Annotated in this window: 17 protein-coding genes; 8 read left to right on the top strand and 9 right to left on the bottom strand. The window is 67.9% G+C overall.

What is annotated here, in order from left to right; all coding sequences use genetic code 11:
• Nucleotides 1-5 precede the first annotated feature (5 nt).
• A complete protein-coding gene (locus ACOYW6_RS11930; RefSeq protein WP_423141534.1) occupies nt 6-1358 on the bottom strand; it encodes an efflux RND transporter periplasmic adaptor subunit in 1353 nt (450 codons plus the stop codon).
• A gap of 243 nt (nt 1359-1601) precedes the next feature.
• On the bottom strand, nt 1602-2216 hold the full coding sequence (locus tag ACOYW6_RS11925; protein ID WP_423141533.1) for a TetR/AcrR family transcriptional regulator: 615 nt from the start codon (nt 2214-2216) through the stop codon (nt 1602-1604).
• A 105-nt stretch (nt 2217-2321) separates the two neighbouring features.
• Between ACOYW6_RS11925 and ACOYW6_RS11920 the strand changes: the two genes are divergently transcribed.
• The gene (locus ACOYW6_RS11920; RefSeq protein WP_423141532.1) at nt 2322-2741 is read left to right on the top strand and encodes an acyl-CoA thioesterase; all 420 of its coding nucleotides are present in this window, start codon (nt 2322-2324) and stop codon (nt 2739-2741) included.
• 7 nt (nt 2742-2748) lie between these two features.
• On the opposite strand, the gene gyrB is transcribed toward ACOYW6_RS11920, so the two are convergent.
• Nucleotides 2749-5244, bottom strand: a complete 2496-nt coding sequence (gene gyrB, locus ACOYW6_RS11915) for a DNA topoisomerase (ATP-hydrolyzing) subunit B (RefSeq protein ID WP_423141531.1) — start codon at nt 5242-5244, stop codon at nt 2749-2751.
• 104 nt (nt 5245-5348) lie between these two features.
• Here gyrB and ACOYW6_RS11910 point away from each other — a divergent pair, with 104 nt between their 5' ends.
• From ACOYW6_RS11910 to ACOYW6_RS11900, 3 genes are all read left to right on the top strand, one after another.
• Entirely contained in the window at nt 5349-6785 is a 1437-nt protein-coding gene (locus ACOYW6_RS11910) for a M20/M25/M40 family metallo-hydrolase (RefSeq protein WP_423141530.1), read from the top strand.
• A gap of 391 nt (nt 6786-7176) precedes the next feature.
• Nucleotides 7177-8748 (top strand): glutamine-hydrolyzing GMP synthase, encoded by a 1572-nt coding sequence (gene guaA, locus ACOYW6_RS11905; RefSeq protein ID WP_423141529.1) that lies wholly within the window; start codon nt 7177-7179, stop codon nt 8746-8748.
• Nucleotides 8739-9560, top strand: a complete 822-nt coding sequence (locus ACOYW6_RS11900; RefSeq protein WP_423141528.1) for a DUF5694 domain-containing protein — start codon at nt 8739-8741, stop codon at nt 9558-9560. Before guaA ends, ACOYW6_RS11900 begins: the two co-directional genes overlap by 10 nt.
• Here the strand turns inward: ACOYW6_RS11900 and ACOYW6_RS11895 are convergent.
• Both ACOYW6_RS11895 and ACOYW6_RS11890 read right to left on the bottom strand, forming a co-directional pair.
• On the bottom strand, nt 9557-10051 hold the full coding sequence (locus tag ACOYW6_RS11895; protein WP_423141527.1) for an asparaginase domain-containing protein: 495 nt from the start codon (nt 10049-10051) through the stop codon (nt 9557-9559). The genes ACOYW6_RS11900 and ACOYW6_RS11895 overlap by 4 nt on opposite strands.
• Nucleotides 10048-10470, bottom strand: coding sequence for a DoxX family protein (locus ACOYW6_RS11890; RefSeq protein WP_423141526.1), 423 nt, complete (start codon nt 10468-10470; stop codon nt 10048-10050). Before ACOYW6_RS11890 ends, ACOYW6_RS11895 begins: the two co-directional genes overlap by 4 nt.
• 125 nt (nt 10471-10595) lie before the next feature.
• Between ACOYW6_RS11890 and ACOYW6_RS11885 the strand changes: the two genes are divergently transcribed.
• On the top strand, nt 10596-11036 hold the full coding sequence (locus tag ACOYW6_RS11885) for a CHRD domain-containing protein (RefSeq protein WP_423141525.1): 441 nt from the start codon (nt 10596-10598) through the stop codon (nt 11034-11036).
• Between the two features lie 87 nt (nt 11037-11123).
• Here the strand turns inward: ACOYW6_RS11885 and ACOYW6_RS11880 are convergent, their stop codons facing one another.
• From ACOYW6_RS11880 to ACOYW6_RS11870, 3 genes are all read right to left on the bottom strand, one after another.
• Nucleotides 11124-11522 carry a hypothetical protein gene (locus ACOYW6_RS11880; RefSeq protein WP_423141524.1) on the bottom strand — a complete coding sequence of 133 codons (399 nt, stop codon included), beginning with the start codon at nt 11520-11522 and terminating at the stop codon, nt 11124-11126.
• Between the two features lie 74 nt (nt 11523-11596).
• The gene (gene tldD / locus ACOYW6_RS11875) at nt 11597-13015 is read right to left on the bottom strand and encodes a metalloprotease TldD (RefSeq protein WP_423141523.1); all 1419 of its coding nucleotides are present in this window, start codon (nt 13013-13015) and stop codon (nt 11597-11599) included.
• Nucleotides 13016-13068: 53 nt separating this feature from the next.
• Nucleotides 13069-13353: a zinc-finger domain-containing protein gene (locus tag ACOYW6_RS11870; RefSeq protein WP_423141522.1), complete on the bottom strand. Its 285-nt coding sequence runs from the start codon at nt 13351-13353 to the stop codon at nt 13069-13071.
• Between the two features lie 94 nt (nt 13354-13447).
• Here ACOYW6_RS11870 and ACOYW6_RS11865 point away from each other — a divergent pair, with 94 nt between their 5' ends.
• Nucleotides 13448-14392: an ABC transporter ATP-binding protein gene (locus ACOYW6_RS11865; RefSeq protein ID WP_423141521.1), complete on the top strand. Its 945-nt coding sequence runs from the start codon at nt 13448-13450 to the stop codon at nt 14390-14392.
• 7 nt (nt 14393-14399) lie between these two features.
• Here the strand turns inward: ACOYW6_RS11865 and ACOYW6_RS11860 are convergent, their stop codons facing one another.
• Nucleotides 14400-14879 (bottom strand): hypothetical protein, encoded by a 480-nt coding sequence (locus ACOYW6_RS11860; protein WP_423141520.1) that lies wholly within the window; start codon nt 14877-14879, stop codon nt 14400-14402.
• A 44-nt stretch (nt 14880-14923) separates the two neighbouring features.
• Between ACOYW6_RS11860 and nadB the strand changes: the two genes are divergently transcribed.
• Both nadB and ACOYW6_RS11850 read left to right on the top strand, forming a co-directional pair.
• Nucleotides 14924-16534 carry an L-aspartate oxidase gene (gene nadB / locus ACOYW6_RS11855; protein ID WP_423141519.1) on the top strand — a complete coding sequence of 537 codons (1611 nt, stop codon included), beginning with the start codon at nt 14924-14926 and terminating at the stop codon, nt 16532-16534.
• Nucleotides 16531-17742, top strand: a complete 1212-nt coding sequence (locus ACOYW6_RS11850) for an APC family permease (RefSeq protein ID WP_423141518.1) — start codon at nt 16531-16533, stop codon at nt 17740-17742. Before nadB ends, ACOYW6_RS11850 begins: the two co-directional genes overlap by 4 nt.
• The last annotated feature ends 2 nt before the right edge of the window (nt 17743-17744 follow it).

Genomic DNA, 17744 nt, shown 5'->3' with positions numbered 1-17744 from the left:
GCCCGTCAGTTGGCGAAGGTGGCCGCGTTCGACCGGGACAGCTGCGGCGCCGGCGCGGTTTCGGGCTGTTCGGCGGCAAGGATCCTGCCGGGCTTCACTTGCACCCTGGTGCCCGGCATCGCCATCTGGACGCCCTGGATGACGACGCGGTCGGCCGGCCCGATGCCCTTTTCGATCACGCGCAGTCCGCCCACCAGCGGCCCCAGCTCGACCGGGCGCGGCTCGACCGTGCCGTCCTTGCCCACCACCATCAGCAGCTTGCGCGTCTGGTCGGTGGTGACCGCGCTGTCGGGCACCAGCAGGGCGTTGCGCGGAGCCCCCGCGGCCAGGCGCATCCGCCCGAACAGTCCCGGGGTCAGGAAGCCGTCGCCGTTGGTCACCACCGCGCGGGCGCGGATCGTGCCCGAGCCGGCGTCGAGGCCGTTGTCGGTAAAGTCCAGGTGGCCCTTCCAGCGGTAGTCGCTCTCGTCCTGGAGGCGGATCTCGACCGGCGCCTTGGCGGGCAGCCCGTCGCGCTTGGTCTTGAGCAGGAGCGCTTCGGAGCCCGAGAACTCGAAATAGACCGGGTCGACCGCGTTGATCGTGGTCAGCAGCGTGGCACTGGCCCCGCCCCCGCCCGATACCAGGTTGCCGGCATCGACGCGGCGGTCGGAAATCCGGCCCGAGATCGGCGCGCGCACGGTCGTGAACTCGAGGTCGAGACCGCGTGCCGCGGTGGCCGCGCGCGCCGCGGCGAGCGCGGCGGCGTTGTTGCGCACTTCGGCGCGCAGGCGGTCGACCTCGGCCTTGGCGACCGCGTCTTCGGCGACCAGGCGCTGGGCGCGCGCCAGGTTGCTTTGCGATAGCGCCAGCGCGCTGGCGGCGCGGGCGACTTCGGCCTGGGCCTGCGCCATCGCCGCGCGGTACGGACGCGCGTCGATCGTGAACAGCGGCGCCCCGGCGCGGACGTACTGCCCGTCGGTGAAATGGACGCCGACGATCTGGCCCGAAACCTGGGGGCGCACCTCGACACTGCGACTGGCTGCGAAACGGCCGACGAATTCGTCCCACTCGGTCACCGGGCGGGCCAGCGGCTGCGCGGTCGTGACCACCGGGACCGGCATGGCGCCGGCCTGGCCGGTGCCGCCGGGCAGCCAGAACCACGCCGCGGCAAGAACCAGCAGCGCGGCCAGCCCGGCGTAGAAACGGCCGCGGTTGCCGCGCTGCCCGGCGTTGTTCGGCGCGCTCTGCCCGGCGGCGGGCGCGGAGACGCTCACCGGCTCGGAAACGACGGTGGGCGCATCGCCGACGTCGTCCGGCTCGTCGAGAGCGGTGAAATATCCGTGGTCGATCGGGCGATCGAAGGGCGTGTCGAACATGGCGAATTCCCTGTCTCGGCAAGACATGACTAGGCGGCTTCGCGCGGCCCATGCCGGCGAAGGGAAACGGGTTTCAAAAACGGGAGTGTTCGGGCCCGGGCGCGGCGGGAGGGGGGTAGATCACCGCGCCCGAGCCTTCACCCGGGTTTGTGTACCGCTAAGTATGTAATGTGAGGTTCAGGTGCAAGCGATTTCTGTATCGCCCGGTAAAGATTTACCCGAAGTCGCTGAAAGCGGTCGCTTTTATTTCGACGGCCACATCGCCAGCGCGGCATCGGCAACCTGCTCCAGCTCGGCGCGGGTGGCGCCGTTCTGCGCCTGGATCGACAGCCCCTGCATCACCGTGCTGAGGTAACGGGTGATCGCGTCGGCCTCCACCGGGACGGTGAAGTCGCCATCGTCGATCGCCTTCTGCATACGCGCCACGATCGCCAGGCGCGCCGATTCGGCCCGGGCGGCGACGTGGGTGCTGATCGACGGCTCGACCGCCTTGCAGGCCACCGAGGCAATCACGCCCATGCAGCCGCGGCACTCGTCCTCGGCGGTGAAATTGGCGATCGCGCCCGCCAGCATGTTGCGAACGACGCCGCGGGCGCTAGGCGCATCGAGCGCCGCGCCGACATAGGCCATCTTCTCACGTTCGTAGAGGTCGAGCGCGTGGAGGAACAACGCCTCCTTGTTGCCGAAAGCGGCATAAAGGCTGGGCCTGGTGATCCCCATCGCGTCGGTCAGATCGGTCAGCGATGCCGCCTCGTAACCCTTGGTCCAGAACACGCGCAGCGCGGCGGCGAGCGCCTCGTCGACGTCGAATTCCCGCGGGCGGCCCCGTGTCGCGGGGGCTGTGGCAAGCTTTTCCATAACGGCCGGTATATAAATGCTGGGGCCACGACCGGCAAGGCCGGAGTTGTATCAGGCCGCCCGCGGCGCTGGCGCGAATCGCCGCGATGTTCTACTGACACCGGTGTGAACAAGCCCGGCCCCCATCTCGTCCCGATCGTCGTCGCCAGCAGCGACATCGATTTCATGGGCCATGTGAACAATGCCGCCTACCTGACCTGGGTGCAGAATGCCGTGGTCGATCACTGGCGCGCGCTGGCCCCTGCAGAGGCGAGGTTGAACCATTTGTGGGTCGCGCTGAAGCACGAGATCACGTACCGCCGGCCGACCTTCCTGGGGGACGACGTGATCGCCTCGGTCGTGCTCGAAAAGGTGCACGGCGCACGCGCCTTCTACGCCACGGTGCTGAGACGCGGCGAGGACGTGCTGGCCGAGGTGAAATCGACCTGGTGCTCGATCGATGTCGACACGCACCGCCCGCTGCGGCTGGCGCGAGAGGTTATCGACCGGTTCCTGCCCGCCGCCGGCGACCCCGCCGACAAGTAGCGCGCCCTCAGACGTCCAGGTTGGCGACGTTGAGCGCGTTTTCCTGGATGAATTCGCGGCGCGGCTCGACCACGTCGCCCATCAGGCGGGTAAAGATCTCGTCGGTGACGTCGGCATCCTCGACCTTGACCTGCAGCAGCACCCGGTTGTCGGGATCGAGGGTGGTTTCCCACAGCTGCTCCGCGTTCATTTCGCCCAGGCCCTTGTAGCGGGCGATCGACAGACCCTTGCGGCCGGTCGCCAGCACCGCGTCGAGCAGCTGCGAAGGGCGCGTGATCGCCCCTTCGGCCACGACCGGGGCGGGCGCGTCCTCGTCCTCGCTCACCGGCGCTTCTGCCTCCGGCTCCGCACTGCCGCGCGCCAGCCGCGCCGGGGCGGCGTAAACGTCGGCATGCTCGGCGGCCAGGCGGGCGAGCTTGCGCGCCTCGGCGCTGGTCAGGAAGCTGGCTTCGATAATGTGGTGATCGGTCACGCCGCGCCACAGACGCTCGACGATCAGAGCGCCGTCCTCGCCCCGGCCGGCGGTCCAGCGGGCCTCGCGGTCGCCCCGCATCAGCCAGTCGGCGGTGCTTTCAAGCGCCGCGTCGGTCACCCCGCGCTCAGGGTCGAGCGCGCCGGCGAGCGCCAGCGCCTCGACGATCGCGGGATCGTAGCGGCGCGGCACGAAGCCCATCAGCGAACGCAGGCGCAGCGCATGATCGACCAGCTCGGTCAGCTCAGCCCCGCCGCGCGCGCCGCCCGCCGTTTCCAGGATCCGGCCGTTAGTGCCGCCCTCGACCAGATAGCGGTCGAGCGCGGCGGCGTCCTTCAGATAGACCTCGCTTCGGCCCTTGTTGACCTTGTAGAGCGGCGGCTGCGCGATGAAGAGGTGCCCCGACCGGATGATCTCGGGCATCTGGCGGTGGAAGAACGTCAGCAGCAGCGTGCGGATGTGCGCGCCGTCGACGTCGGCGTCGGTCATGATGACGATCTTGTGGTAGCGCAGCTTGGCGAGGTTGAACTCGTCGCGAATGCCGGTGCCCATCGCCTGGATCAGCGTGCCGACTTCCTTCGAGCCGATGATCCGGTCGAAGCGCGCGCGCTCGACGTTAAGGATCTTGCCCTTCAAGGGCAGGATCGCCTGGTAGTGCCGGTCGCGGCCCTGCTTGGCCGATCCGCCGGCGCTGTCACCCTCGACCAGGAACAGTTCGCACTTGGCGGGATCGCGCTCCTGGCAGTCGGCCAGCTTGCCCGGCAGGCTGGCGATGTCCATCGCGCCCTTGCGGCGGGTCAGTTCGCGGGCCCGGCGCGCGGCCTCGCGAGCGGCGGCGGCATCGATGATCTTGCCGACGACAGCCTTGGCGTAGGCGGGGTTTTCCTCCAGCCACTCCGACATCTTGTCGCTCATCAGGCTTTCGAGCGGCTGGCGCACTTCGGAAGAGACCAGCTTGTCCTTGGTCTGCGACGAGAACTTGGGGTCCGGCAGCTTGACCGAGACGATCGCGGTCAGCCCCTCGCGCATGTCCTCGCCAGTGAGGGAGACCTTCTCTTTCTTCAGGAGCCCCGATTTCTCGGCATAGTTGTTGAGCGTGCGCGTCAGCGCGGCGCGGAAGGCGGCCAGGTGCGTGCCGCCGTCGCGCTGGGGGATGTTGTTGGTGAACGTCAGGACGTTCTCGTAATAGCTGTCGTTCCACTCCAGCGCGACGTCGATGCCGATACCGTCGCGGTTGGCGGAAATCGCGATCGGATCGGGCAGCAGCGCCACCTTGTTGCGATCGAGGTATTTGACGAAGGCGGCAATCCCGCCCTCGTAGAACAGGTCGTGCTCCTTGACCTCCTCGTGGCGCTTGTCGCGCAGCTTGATGCGCACGCCCGAATTGAGGAACGCCAGTTCGCGGTAGCGATGCTCGAGCTTTTCGAAATCGAACTCGGTGACGTTCTTGAACGTGTCGGTGCTGGCCAGGAAAGTGACCCGCGTCCCCTTCTTGCCCGCGGGCGCCGGGCCGACGACGCGCAGCGATTCCACCGCGTCGCCGTGGGCGAACTTCATCCAGTGCTCTTCGCCGTCGCGCCAGATCGTCAGCTCGAGCCATTCCGACAGCGCATTGACCACCGACACGCCGACGCCGTGGAGGCCGCCCGAAACCTTGTAAGCGTTGTCGTCACTGGTGTTCTCGAACTTACCGCCGGCGTGCAGCTGGGTCATGATGACCTCGGCCGCGGAGACGCCTTCCTCGGCATGGATGCCGGTGGGAATGCCGCGGCCGTTGTCCTCGACCGCGACCGATCCGTCGGGGTTGAGTTCGATCAGGACCAGGTCGCAGTGTCCGGCCAGCGCCTCGTCGATGGCGTTGTCCGAAACCTCGAACACCATGTGGTGCAGGCCGGATCCGTCGTCGGTATCGCCGATGTACATGCCGGGCCGCTTGCGGACCGCGTCAAGGCCCTTGAGCACCTTGATCGAATCGGCGCCGTAGGCGTTCTGATTGGGCGTGGCGGCGCTATCTTCGTGGCTGTCTGACATGGTCATCATATAGGCACTAAGCGCCGGAATCGGAAGCGTTCGTGCCCCCTTCCATCCACAGCCAAATCCTGCTCATCTCGCGTCCTCACAAGAGGGGTCCAGAGATGAAACATCCGCTGCTTCGCACCATGACCGCGCTGGTCGCCAGCCTGGCCGTCACCGCGCCCGCGCTGGCGCAGAGCGCGCCCTTGCGCGCCGACCAGGTCGCCTTTCGCGGCCTTTACAAGGAACTGGTCGAAACCAACACGACGGTCACGAACGGTTCGTGCACCGATGCCGCCGCCAAGATGGGCGCGCGGCTGAAGGCGGCGGGCTTCACCGACGACCGGATCACTTATTTTGCCACGCCCGAACATCCCAAGGACGGCGGACTGGTCGCGGTGCTGCCCGGCAGCGATGCGAAGCTGAAGCCGCTGCTGCTGCTGGCGCATATCGACGTTGTCGAGGCGAAGCGCGCGGACTGGACCCGCGATCCCTTCACCCTGATCGAGGAAAACGGCTATTTCTACGGCCGCGGCACGGTCGACGACAAGGCGCAGGCATCGATCTGGACCGACACGATGGTCCGCTTCGCGGCCGCCGGCTACAAGCCGAAGCGCACGATCAAGCTGGCGCTGACCTGCGGCGAGGAGACCAGCGGCGCGTTCAACGGTGCCGAGTGGCTGGCGCAGAACCACAAGGACTGGATCGACGCCGAATACGCGCTCAACGAAGGGGGCGGCGGCCGCACCGACGGCAAGGGCCTGGTCGATGGCGGCAAGCTGGTCGGCCAGTCGATCCAGATCGGCGAAAAGGCCTACCAGGACTTCACGCTGACCGCGACCAATCCGGGCGGGCACAGCTCTGCCCCGCCGCCCGACAATGCCATTTACGACCTGTCGCGCGCGCTGCTGGCAGTGGGCGGGCTGGAATTCCCGCTTCAGTTCAACGACGTGACCCGTGCCTATTTCGCCAAGGCGGGCGCGGCGCGCGGCGGTGAGCTAGGCGCCGCGATGATCGCGCTGGCGAAAAACCCGGCCGACAAGGCTGCCGAGGCGATCGTCAACAAGGACAAGGGCCTGCATTCCATGCTGCGCACGACCTGCGTGGCGACGATGGTCGACGCTGGCCACGCGCTTAACGCGCTGCCGCAGCGCGCCACCGCCAACGTCAACTGCCGCATGTTCCCGGGCCGCACCTCTGCCGAGACGATGGCCGCGCTGTCGGGCGCGATTGCCAACCCGGCGATCCGAATCGAGGAACGCGTCAAGGACAAGCCGATCGCGGTGCAGCCGCCGCTTGACCCGCGCATCGTCGGCCCGGTCGAAAAGCTGGCGGCGAAGTATTACCCGGGCGTGCCGGTGACCCCGACGATGTCGACCGGCGCGACCGACGGCGTCTATCTCGAGGCGGTGGGGATCCCCGTCTACGGGGTACCGAGCGTGTGGACCAATCCCGACGGCAACGGCACGCACGGGCTGAACGAGCGGGTGGAGGTGCGCGCGCTCTATACCGCGCGTGACTATCTCTATGATCTGGTCAGGGACCTGTCGTCGAAGTGATGGCGATGTGAAAACTTGGCTCCCGATCGCGGCCGTCCATCCCGGGGACAGGGGGATGGGATGGACGGCCGCTTTCGGGAAGGCGGTTCGAACCGGCGCTCAGACGAGCGTCGCGGTGAACATCAGCCCGCTGGTGCCGAGGGCGGCAATCAACGGGAGAGCCAGCGCTACGATGGTGCGCATGGTGTGCCTCCTTCAAAGAGTTATTAGGGTTTTGGCGTTTCCGCGAGGCGCCATCTAACTATTTTAGTAGAGTTTACACGTGCAAAGGGCGGAACAGCCGTTGCGCTTATTGCAACTATCATTGCGAAATTGCGCAACTTCCTTACGCGGCCAGTGCTGAGGGTCCCGCCCGCTTGTCACCCGCGCCGGCGCTCCCTATCGCCCGCACATGTCGACCCAGCCCTCCGATTCCATCCTGATCGTCGATTTCGGCAGCCAGGTGACCCAGCTCATCGCGCGCCGCGTGCGCGAGGCGGGGGTCTATTCCGAAATCGCGCCCTTCACCCAGGCGGAGGACGCGCTGCGCCGCCTGAACCCGCGCGGGATCATCCTGTCGGGGTCGCCCGCCGGCGTCCCCGAGGACGGCAGCCCGCGCGCGCCGCAGGCGGTGTTCGACGCCGGCGTGCCGATCCTGGGCATCTGCTATGGCCAACAGGTGATGAGCCACCAGCTTGGCGGCACGGTAGAGGCCGGCAACCAGGGCGAGTGGGAGGGCGAGTTCGGCCGTGCCTTCATCACCGTGACCGAGGATTGCGCATTGTTCGACGGGCTGTGGAAGGTGGGCGAACGCCACCAGGTGTGGATGAGCCATGGCGACAAGGTCAGCCGCTTCGCCCCCGGCTTTCGCATCGTCGCGGTCAGTGACGGCGCCCCCTTCGCTGTCATCGCCGACGAGGACCGCCGCTTTTACGGCACCCAGTTTCATCCCGAGGTGGTCCATACCCCCGACGGCGGCAAGCTGATCGCCAACTTCGTGCGCCACGTCTGCGGCTGCCCCGGCGACTGGTCGATGGCAGCTTACCGCGACAGCAAGGTGGCCGAGATTCGCGAGCAGGTCGGCGACGGAAACGTCATCTGCGGGCTGTCGGGCGGGGTCGACAGCTCGGTCGCGGCGATCCTCATTCACGAGGCCATCGGCGACCAGCTGACCTGCGTGTTCGTCGATCATGGCCTGCTCCGGCTGGGCGAGCGCGAGCAGGTCGAAAGCCTGTTCCGCCACCATTACAACATCCCTTTGGTGGTGGTGGACGCCAGCGAGCGCTTCATGGCCGGACTGGCGGGCATCACCGACCCCGAGAAGAAGCGCAAGTTCATCGGCGGCGAGTTCATCGCCGTGTTCGAGGAAGAGGCCAACAGACTCGGCGGCGCGGACTTCCTGGCCCAGGGGACGCTCTATCCCGACGTGATCGAAAGCGTGTCGTTTACCGGCGGGCCGAGCGTGACGATCAAGAGCCACCACAACGTCGGCGGCCTGCCCGAACGCATGAACATGAAACTGGTCGAGCCGCTGCGCGAGCTGTTCAAGGACGAAGTCCGCGCGCTGGGGCGCGAACTTGGCCTCAACGACCAGTTCGTCGGCCGCCATCCCTTCCCCGGTCCGGGTCTGGCGATCCGCATCCCGGGAGAGGTCACCGCCGAACGCTGCGAAATCCTGCAGAAGGCCGACGCGGTCTACCTCGAGGAAATCCGCGCCGCCGGTCTTTACGACGCGATCTGGCAGGCCTTTGCCGTGCTGCTGCCGGTCCGCACCGTGGGCGTGATGGGCGATTACCGCACGTACGACAGCGTCTGTGCACTGCGTGCCGTGACCAGCATCGATGGCATGACCGCCGACATCTATCCTTTCGACGCCGCTTTCCTCAGCCGCGTCGCCACCCGCATCATCAACGAGGTCAAGGGCATCAACCGCGTGGTCTACGACTACACGTCGAAGCCGCCGGGAACGATCGAATGGGAATGACGATACGCGCCGCTTCCGCCCTTGCCGCCGCGATCGCGCTGCTGGCGCCGGTGGCAGCACCGGCTTCCGGCCCGGCAACCGCCGCGCCCCGCCCGATCGAGGTCATGGTCGTGGGCACGTTCCATTTCGCCAATCCGGGTCTGGACTATCGCAACGTCAAGGTGGACGACGTGCTGGCCCCCGCGCGCCAGCGCGAAATCGAGGCGGTGGTTGCCGCCCTCGCCCGCTTTCGCCCCACGCTGGTCGGGCTTGAGGGACGCGATGCGCCGACCCTGGCCGATTATGCCCGCTATCGCGCCGGCACGCTTGCGCCCAGCCGCGACGAATCGGTCCAACTTGGCTTTCGCCTTGCGCGCCGTACGGGCGCGGCGGTGCGCGGGATGGACACCCCGATGTCGCTCCCGTTCGACCCGGCACTCGCTTATGCCGCCGCGCACGGCCAGCAGGCCTTTATCGACCGGGTGACTGCCGTCAGCGACGCCAATGTCGCGGCGCAGGAATCCACGCTCAAGACCAGGGGCATTGCCGCGACCCTGCGCCTGCTCAACGATCCCGCGGCGGCGATGTCGGTCCACGGGCTTTACCGCCAGATGCTGGCGGTCGGCGGCGGAGCCGAGCAGCCCGGCCTCGACGCGACCGCGACCTGGTATCGCCGCAACCTGGCGATTTGCGCCAACCTGCTACAGGCGGCGCGACCGGGCGACCGGGTGGTGGTGATGTTCGGCGCCGGGCACCTGACCCTGCTGCGCCAGTGTATCGAAGAGACGCCAGGTTACGTGCTGGTCGACGCGCGTCGCTACTTGCCGCGCTAGGCCGCGACGAATCGTCCCGCATCGCGGTCCTTGCGGACATTGCAACCGTCGAAAATCTCGCCGCTCATCGCGATCCAGGCCCCGGGAGCGGCTGTCTGCGCGGCTGCGAAGGCCATCCCCAGGTTGAAACGGGCGTCGGTTTCGGCGAAGCGCGCCGGGGTCAGCGCGCCGGTCAGCACGATCGTCTTGCCCGGCACGCTTGCGGCCAGCACGCGTGCGGTTTGCGCCATGGTATCGGTACCGTGCGTGACGACGATGCGCGTTTCGGGCGCGACGGCCGCGGCGGCGGCGATCGCGGCGCGGTCGGCATCGGTCAGCTCCAGGCTGTCCTTGCGCATCAGTTCGACAACGCGAAACGGCAAGGCCACGCGTCCTTCTTCAAGGAGGGCGGGAATGCCGCTGTCGGCGATCTGATATTCGCTCAGCGCGTCGAAGTAGTTCTTGTCGATCGTGCCGCCGGTGGTGAGCACGAGGATGGCGTTGTCGGTCATCCCCGCGCCTTAGCCAGCCGCCGCGCGAAGGGCCAGTCCAGCGCGCCTGAAGCCCAGGCCGCGGCCCAGATGATCAGCGGCTGCGCCAGCAGGCGGGGTACGTGGTAGCCCAGCCCCATGCCCCCGTCCGTGCGCGCGTGATCGATCAGGAAGTGGTTGATGTTGGCCGGCCACACACACAGCGCATAAAGCGCCAGCGCCCAACCGGCGAGGTGCCGCAGCGGGCGCGAAAAGCCCTGTGCGAGCGCCGCCGCGCCGGCCAGCTCGGCGATTCCCGTCAGCATGATGACCAGCGGCACGTCGGGCACCCAGTGCGGTGTGATCGCCGCGAACGGGCCCGGACGGGCAAGGTGGAAATAGCCCGCCACCAGGTAGGCGGCGACCAGGAACCAGCGCAGAATAGTGCGAAACAGGGTCATGCGGCAGCGGTGGGCCGATCCGGCGCGCCGTGCAAGCGGAGACGCTTTTCCTGCCCCTTTGCGCAACTTAACCCGGGCAGCGACGTTTGTGGGACCATGGGCGGGGGCGTTCTAGGAGAGATCGCATGAACAAGACCCGCCTGACCTTGATCGCCGTTCTGGCCGGCACCGCGCTGGCCGGCTGCACCACCGTTCGCGAAGCCGTGACAGAAGCGATCGCCGGCACGCACGACGCCTCGCTGACCGGCGCACAGGTGGTCGGCATGGCGCGCGACGTCGATGGTTCGGCCACCGCGCAGCTGACCGTGTCCGACGCGCTGGACCAGATCTGCTATGACGTGAACGACCTGCGCAATGTCGGCAACGTCACCCGCGCCGGCCTCTACCGCGGCGGGATGGGCATGAACGGCACCCCGGTGCTGTGGCTCAAGCAGGACGAAACCGGCGACTGGAAGAACTGCGTCAACAAGAGCGACTGGCTCGAGAAGTCGCTCGATCGCAGCTATACCAACTACTATATCCAGATCGAAACCGACACCGGTGCGATCCGCGGCCAGTTCCACTGATCGCACGCACCGGCATCGCCAAACGAAAGGGCGCCGGGATCACCCGGCGCCCTTTTGGTATCGAGGCCGAAGCCCGATTCAGCCAATTCAGCTGCCCTTGACCTTGCGGTAAGGCACGAAATCGCCAAGCGCGACGAAGCCGGTGGGAAAGAAGCCGCTGCGGTCCACGGTGCGCACGATGTCGAGCCGGCACAGCTGCGACCCGAATGAGCGGGTCACTAGGATGTCGTCATCATCAAGCCGCCGCGGATCGTCCGGCAGGTTGATCCAAACGGTGCTGCCCGATTCGTAAACCAGCGCGGTGCCGTCGATCACCCGCAGGCCACCGCCGGAATAGGTGTTGATGCAGTGCCGCGGTTCACCCGCGACACGCCCCTCGGTCAGCTTCGCGAGTTCCTGCTCGCCGGTCAGCCGCTCACGCGCGGAAGCGGGCGCAACCGCGGCAACGGCGGCCAGCGCGGCAAGAATGAAGGCAGACTTGCGCATCGAGAATCTCCTTGTCCCGGTACCTGTAGCATAACGCCGCTGAACCGGCGCTGACCATCCTACGCGCCGCGGGCTCAGGCGGTTCCGCCCACGGTCAGGCCTTCGACCAGTAGCGTCGGCTGGCCGACGCCGGCGGGAACGCTCTGCCCGCCCTTGCCGCAGACGCCGACACCTTCGTCGAGCGCCATGTCCGTGCCGATCCCGGTTACCCGGGTCAGCACGCTGGGGCCGTCGCCGATCAGGGTCGCGCCCTTGATCGGCGCGCCCAGCTTGCCGTCTTCGATCAGGTAGGCCTCGGTGCACCCGAAGACGAACTTGCCGCTGGTGATGTCGACCTGGCCGCCCCCGAACGACTTGGCGAAGATGCCACGCTTGACGCGGCTGAGCAGTTCGGCCGGATCGTCGCTGCCGGCGCGCATGAACGTGTTGGTCATGCGCGGCATCGGCGCATGGGCATAGGACTGGCGGCGGCCGTTCCCGGTCGGGGCGACGCCCGTCAGGCGGGCGTTGAGCCGGTCTTGCAGGTAGCCTTTCAGGATGCCGTCCTCGATCAGGACGTTCTCCTGGGTTGGGGTGCCTTCGTCGTCGATCGACAGCGATCCGCGCCGACCGAGCATCGATCCGTCGTCGACCACGGTTACGCCCGGCGCGGCCACGCGCTCGCCGATGCGGCCGGAAAACGCGCTCGTGCCCTTGCGGTTGAAATCGCCTTCCAGCCCGTGGCCGACCGCCTCGTGCAGCAGCACGCCGGGCCAGCCGGGGCCGAGCAGGACGGTCATCTCGCCCGCCGGGGCGGCGACGCTATCGAGGTTGACCAGCGCCTGGGCCAGCGCTTCGTCGATGGCGCGGTTCCAGGTCTGCGGCTCGAACAGGCGGTCGTATAGCCCGCGGCCGCCCATGCCGAAATTGCCGCTTTCGCGGCGGCCGCCCGCCTCGGCGACAATGCCGACGTTGAGGCGGACCAGCGGCCGCACGTCGGTGGCGACGAAACCGTCGGGGCGCACGATCTCCACCACCGACCACGAGGCCGACAGGCTGGCCGACACTTGCGCCACGCGCGGATCGCGCGCGCGCGCGGCGGCGTCGATCGCTTCGAGCAGCGCGACCTTGGCAGCGAACGGGACCGCGTCGAGCGGTGAGGCGTCGGTGTAAAGGTGGCGGTTGGAGCGCTGCGGCGGGGCGGCGATGCTGCCGGTTGCGGGATCGAGCAGGCTCAGCGTCTCGCCGGCGCGGCGGATCGCGGCGGCGGAAATCTCGTTGGCATGGGCGAACCCGGTCATCTCGCCCGAAACGCCGCGCAGGCCGAAGCCGGCGTCGCGTGAATAATCCGCGGTCTTGAGGCGCCCGTCGTCGAAGGCGAACGTCTCGGAAGCAGCGAACTGAAGGTAAAGCTCTCCGTCGTCGCACGATTTCAGCGTTTCGCGGACGAGCGCCTGCGCCTCGGCGGGATCGAGTTGGCGGTAGAGGAGCGAGCGGGGATCGGTTGCGGCCATACCGGGAATATAGGAAGCCGATCGGCCGCCGTCATCCACTCACCGCAACAGGGTCAGGCGACGCTGCCGTCGCCCGGCTCGGGCAGATAGCCCGGCGCCAGCTCGCGGTCGCCCTTGGCGTGCGGATCGCCGTCGAGCACGAAGCGGCGGTCGCAGTAGCCGCAATCGACATAGCCCTTCTCATCGATTTCCAGCCACACGCGCGGGTGGCCCAGCGCGGCCGGCTTGTAAGCCGCGCCGCCGCGGATGTCGGAAGCGCCGTCGCAGGCGACGCGATGGGTGACGACATGGACGATCTCGGGCGTGAACGGGCCGGAAGCCTGCGGGGTCTGGGTCATGGCCCGGGCCGGATAGCAGTGCCTTGGCGCCATTTCCAGCAGGGCGTTACGGCGGGACTTTACGACGCCGCCGTTCGGGCGCATTCGGCGCGACATGACCACGCCCGCGATCTCCATCCGCAACCTCGTCAAGCGTTACGCCGCATCGGGCAAGGCGCCGGCAAAGCTGGCGCTCGACGATGTCAGCTTCGACGTTCCGGCCGGGCAGATATTCGGCCTGCTGGGCCCCAATGGCGCCGGCAAGTCGACCCTCATCAACACGCTGGCCGGCTTGGTGATGAAGACCAGCGGCGAGGTTGGTATCTGGGGTTTCGACCTCGACGCCGACGTGCGCAATGCCAAGCGTTCGATCGGGATCGTGCCGCAGGAGATCGTCTTCGACCCCTTCTTCACTCCGTTCGAGGTGCTAGAGAACCAGGCCGGGCTCTATGGGGTGCCCAAGGCGGACCGCAAAAGCCTGGAACTGCTGCGCCAAGTCCACCTGGCCGACAAGGCCGACGCCTATGCCCGCACGCTGTCGGGCGGGATGAAACGGCGCCTGCTGATCGCCAAGGCAATGGTCCATTCGCCGCCAATCCTCGTGCTGGACGAGCCGACCGCCGGCGTCGACGTCGAGCTGCGCCGCCAGTTGTGGGAGCTGGTGAGCGAACTCAACGCCGGCGGGGTTACCGTGGTCCTGACAACGCATTACCTCGAGGAGGCCGAGCAGCTGTGCGACCGCATCGCGATCATCAACCACGGCCGGCTGATCACCGACAAGCCGACCCGCGAGCTGGTTGAAATGGCGCGCGAGAAGATCGTGGTCCTGACCCTCGATCGCGATCTGGCCGGCCCGCTGACCGACGCGGGTTTCCTGAAAAGCGAAGTTACCGGTGAGCGCACGCTGGAGATCACGTACGACAAGGACCGCAGCAACGCGGGCGAAGTGCTGGCCCGCGTGCAGGGCCAGGGCTATGGCATCGTCGACGTGACCACGCGCGAGGCCGATCTGGAAGACGTCTTCGTATCGCTGACCAGCAAGGCCGCGGAGGCGGCCTGAACCGCCATCAGGCGTCTTTCCACCACAGCTCGCTCCAGTCGAGCTGGATGACCCACGAGGCGGGCGGCGCGGCGAAATAGGCCGCGTCCCAGGCGCACTCGAGCAGTGCCATCGCGTGGCGGGAAAACACCCCGCGCGGCATCGCCAGCGTCCACCGCTTGCCCGATGGAATGAACAGAAGCTCGTCCGCCGGGGCCAGCCGCTGGGACAGCAGCGCGATGATCGCCGCGGCCGACTCTTCGCGCCCGTCGACCTTGCGGAACTGGGCGTCCGCAAGGCGGTCCCACGGGATGCGGCCGCAGCCTTCGGGGATCCAGTCGGGGCTCCAGCGGGGCACGTCGCCGAGCCCGAGCACGCGATAGCGTTCTCCCGCCGCCTCAAGCGCGGAGATCGCGGGCTCCATCTCGGCGCGAAGGTCCTTCGCCGCGTTGCGCCGCTGCATGAACTGGCGCTTTTCTTCCAGCCGCCTGCGCTTGTCGTCGTCCATGCAATGCTTGCACACCATCGCGGCTGCGTGTTCAAGCATCGGCGATGAGCGAAAATGCACACTACGACGTCGTGATCGTCGGATCGGGCGCGGCGGGCCTGACCGCAGCGCTGGCACTGGCCGACACGGCGAAAGTCGCGGTCCTGGCCAAAGGGTCGCTGACCGGTGGCAGCACCGCCTGGGCGCAAGGCGGCATCGCCGCCGTGCTGGACGAGGGCGACACCTTTGCCGAGCACATCCACGACACGATGGTGGCCGGTGCGGGCCTGAACCGCCGCGAGACCGTGGAGTTCGTGATCGAGCGTGCCCCCGCCGCGATCGAGCGGCTGATCGCGCTGGGCGTGCCGTTCAACAAGACCCCCGAATACGAGGCCAGCGGCGATGCCGGGGACTTGCACCTGACGCGGGAGGGCGGCCACAGTCACCGCCGCATCGTCCACGTCAACGACGCCACCGGCTGGGCAGTGCAGGAGGCGCTGCTCAAGGCCGCGGAGGCGCACCCCAACATCGCGCTGCTGCCAGGCCGGACCTGCATCGACCTGGTAACCGGCCGGCACGAGGAACGCTATTCCGGCTCCGGCCGCGTCTGGGGCGTGTACGCCCTGAACGAGGCGACTGGCCACGTGGAGACGCACCTTGGCCGCGCGACAATCCTGGCCACCGGCGGCGCCGGGCGCGTCTACCAGTTCAGCACCGCCCCCAGGGGCGCCACCGGCGACGGCATCGCGATGGCGTGGCGCGCCGGCTGCCGCGTCGGCAACATGGAGATGATGCAGTTCCACCCGACCTGCCTGTTCAACCGCGAGGTGAAGAATTTCCTGATTACCGAGGCGGTGCGCGGCGAAGGCGGCCACCTGATCAATCCCAAGAGCGGCCACCGTTACATGCCCGATTACGACGAGCGCGCCGAACTGGCCCCGCGCGACATCGTGGCGCGCGCCAACGACGCCGAGATCAAGCGCGACGGGCTCGACTTCGTCCACCTCGACATCAGCCACCAGCCGCCCGAGTTCGTGAAAGAGCACTTTCCCACGATCCACGAGAAGCTGCTCGGCCTGGGCATCGACATGACGACGCAGCCGATCCCGGTGGTACCCGCGCAGCACTACACCTGCGGCGGGGTCATCATCGACCTCAACGGCCGTACCGACCTGCCCGGGCTCTACGCAGCGGGCGAATGCACCGAAAGCGGGCTGCACGGCGCCAATCGCCTGGCCTCCAACAGCCTCCTGGAATGCTTCGTCTTCGGAGAGGCCGCCGCCGCCGACATCAAGGCGCGGTGGGACGAATTCGCTGCGCCCCCCGCGATCCGCCCGTGGGACGAAAGCCGCGTCACCGATTCGGACGAGGAGGTCGTCATCCAGCAGAACTGGACCGAGATCCGCCGCTTCATGTGGAACTACGTGGGCATCGTGCGAACTACCAAGCGGCTGCAGCGCGCGGCGCGCCGGATCGAACTGCTCAAGCACGAGGTCGAGGATTATTACGGCCACTTCCGCGTCAGCACCGACCTTATCGAGCTTAGAAACCTGCTTCAGTCGGCCGAACTGATCGTGCGCAGCGCGCTGGCCCGGCACGAGAGCCGCGGCCTCCACTTCATCCTCGATTATCCGGAAACGCTGGCGCAGGCGCGCGACACAGTTCTGATCCCGTGACTGGCGCCCTGGCCCGGACACTGGGACTGGGCCACGCGGTGGCTTACGGCGTCGGTGTCACGGTGGGAGCGGGGATCTACGTGCTGGTCGGCGTGGCCGCAGGTTACAGCGGGATGCATACGCCGCTCGCCTTCGCGCTGGCGGCGCTGGCGATGGCGCCGACCGCGGCGGTCTTTTCCGAACTGGGCACCCGCCTGCCGGTCAGCGCCAGCGAGCCGGCCTACATCGAACGCGCCTTCGCGCGGCGCTGGCTGACGATGGCGACGGGGATCCTGGTGCTGGTGACGGCGACGATCTCGGCCGCGACGATCAGCGCCGGCAGTGCCGGGTACATCGGCGCGCTGGTGCCGTTGCCGCGTTGGGCGATCGTACCGGCCGTCGTGCTGGCGATGGGCGCGACCGCCGGGCTGGCAACCGCGCGCGCCATCGCCATCGCCGGGGCCATGACCGTGATCGAGGTCGGCGGGCTGGTGCTGATCGTAGCTGCCGGGATCGCCGATGGCCTGCCGCTGCTGGGCCGCCTGGACCAGATCGTACCCGCCGCGGCCGATCCCGATGCCTGGCGCATGGTCGGCGCCAGCAGCATGATAGCGGTCTTCGCCTTCATCGGGTTCGAGCACCTGGTCAATATCGGCGAGGAAATGCGCCGGCCCGGCCGCACGCTACCGCTGGCGCTGTTTGCGACGCTGGGGGTCACCGCGGCGCTTTACATGGCAGTATCGTGGACCGCGGTGGTAGCGGTGGCGCCGGCAGATCTGGCCGCGTCGCCCGCGCCGCTGGCGCTGGTATTCGAACGGCTGACCGGCCTGCCGCGCTGGGTCATGGCGAGCATCGCCATCGTCGCAACGCTCAACGGCATCGTTGTTACCGTCGTGATGATCGCGCGCGTGCTGTACGGCATGGCGTCGCAAGGCTTTTTGCCGCGCGTGCTGGCGGCGGTCGACGCGCGCACCGCGACCCCGCGCCGCGCCACCGCCGTGGCGGTCGCGGCCGTGCTGGTACTGGCGGTCGCGGTTCCGCTCAACGGACTGGCCGATCTGGCGTCGCGCGGGACGCTGCTGGTCTTTGCCGCGGTCGCGGGCGCGCTGATCCGGATCAAGCGCCGCGGCGACCCCTTGCCCGACGGCGCCTTCCACTGTCCGCAATGGCTTGCCTGGGCGGCATTGGCGACCAGCGTCGCGCCGCTTGTCCTGTCGCTGACGGGCTGACA

It is taken from the genome of Parablastomonas sp. CN1-191, from assembly GCF_049354825.1.
Taxonomy (GTDB): domain Bacteria; phylum Pseudomonadota; class Alphaproteobacteria; order Sphingomonadales; family Sphingomonadaceae; genus Novosphingobium.
Note: the sequence above shows the minus strand (reverse complement) of the source record. Positions and strands in the feature narration are given on the sequence as shown.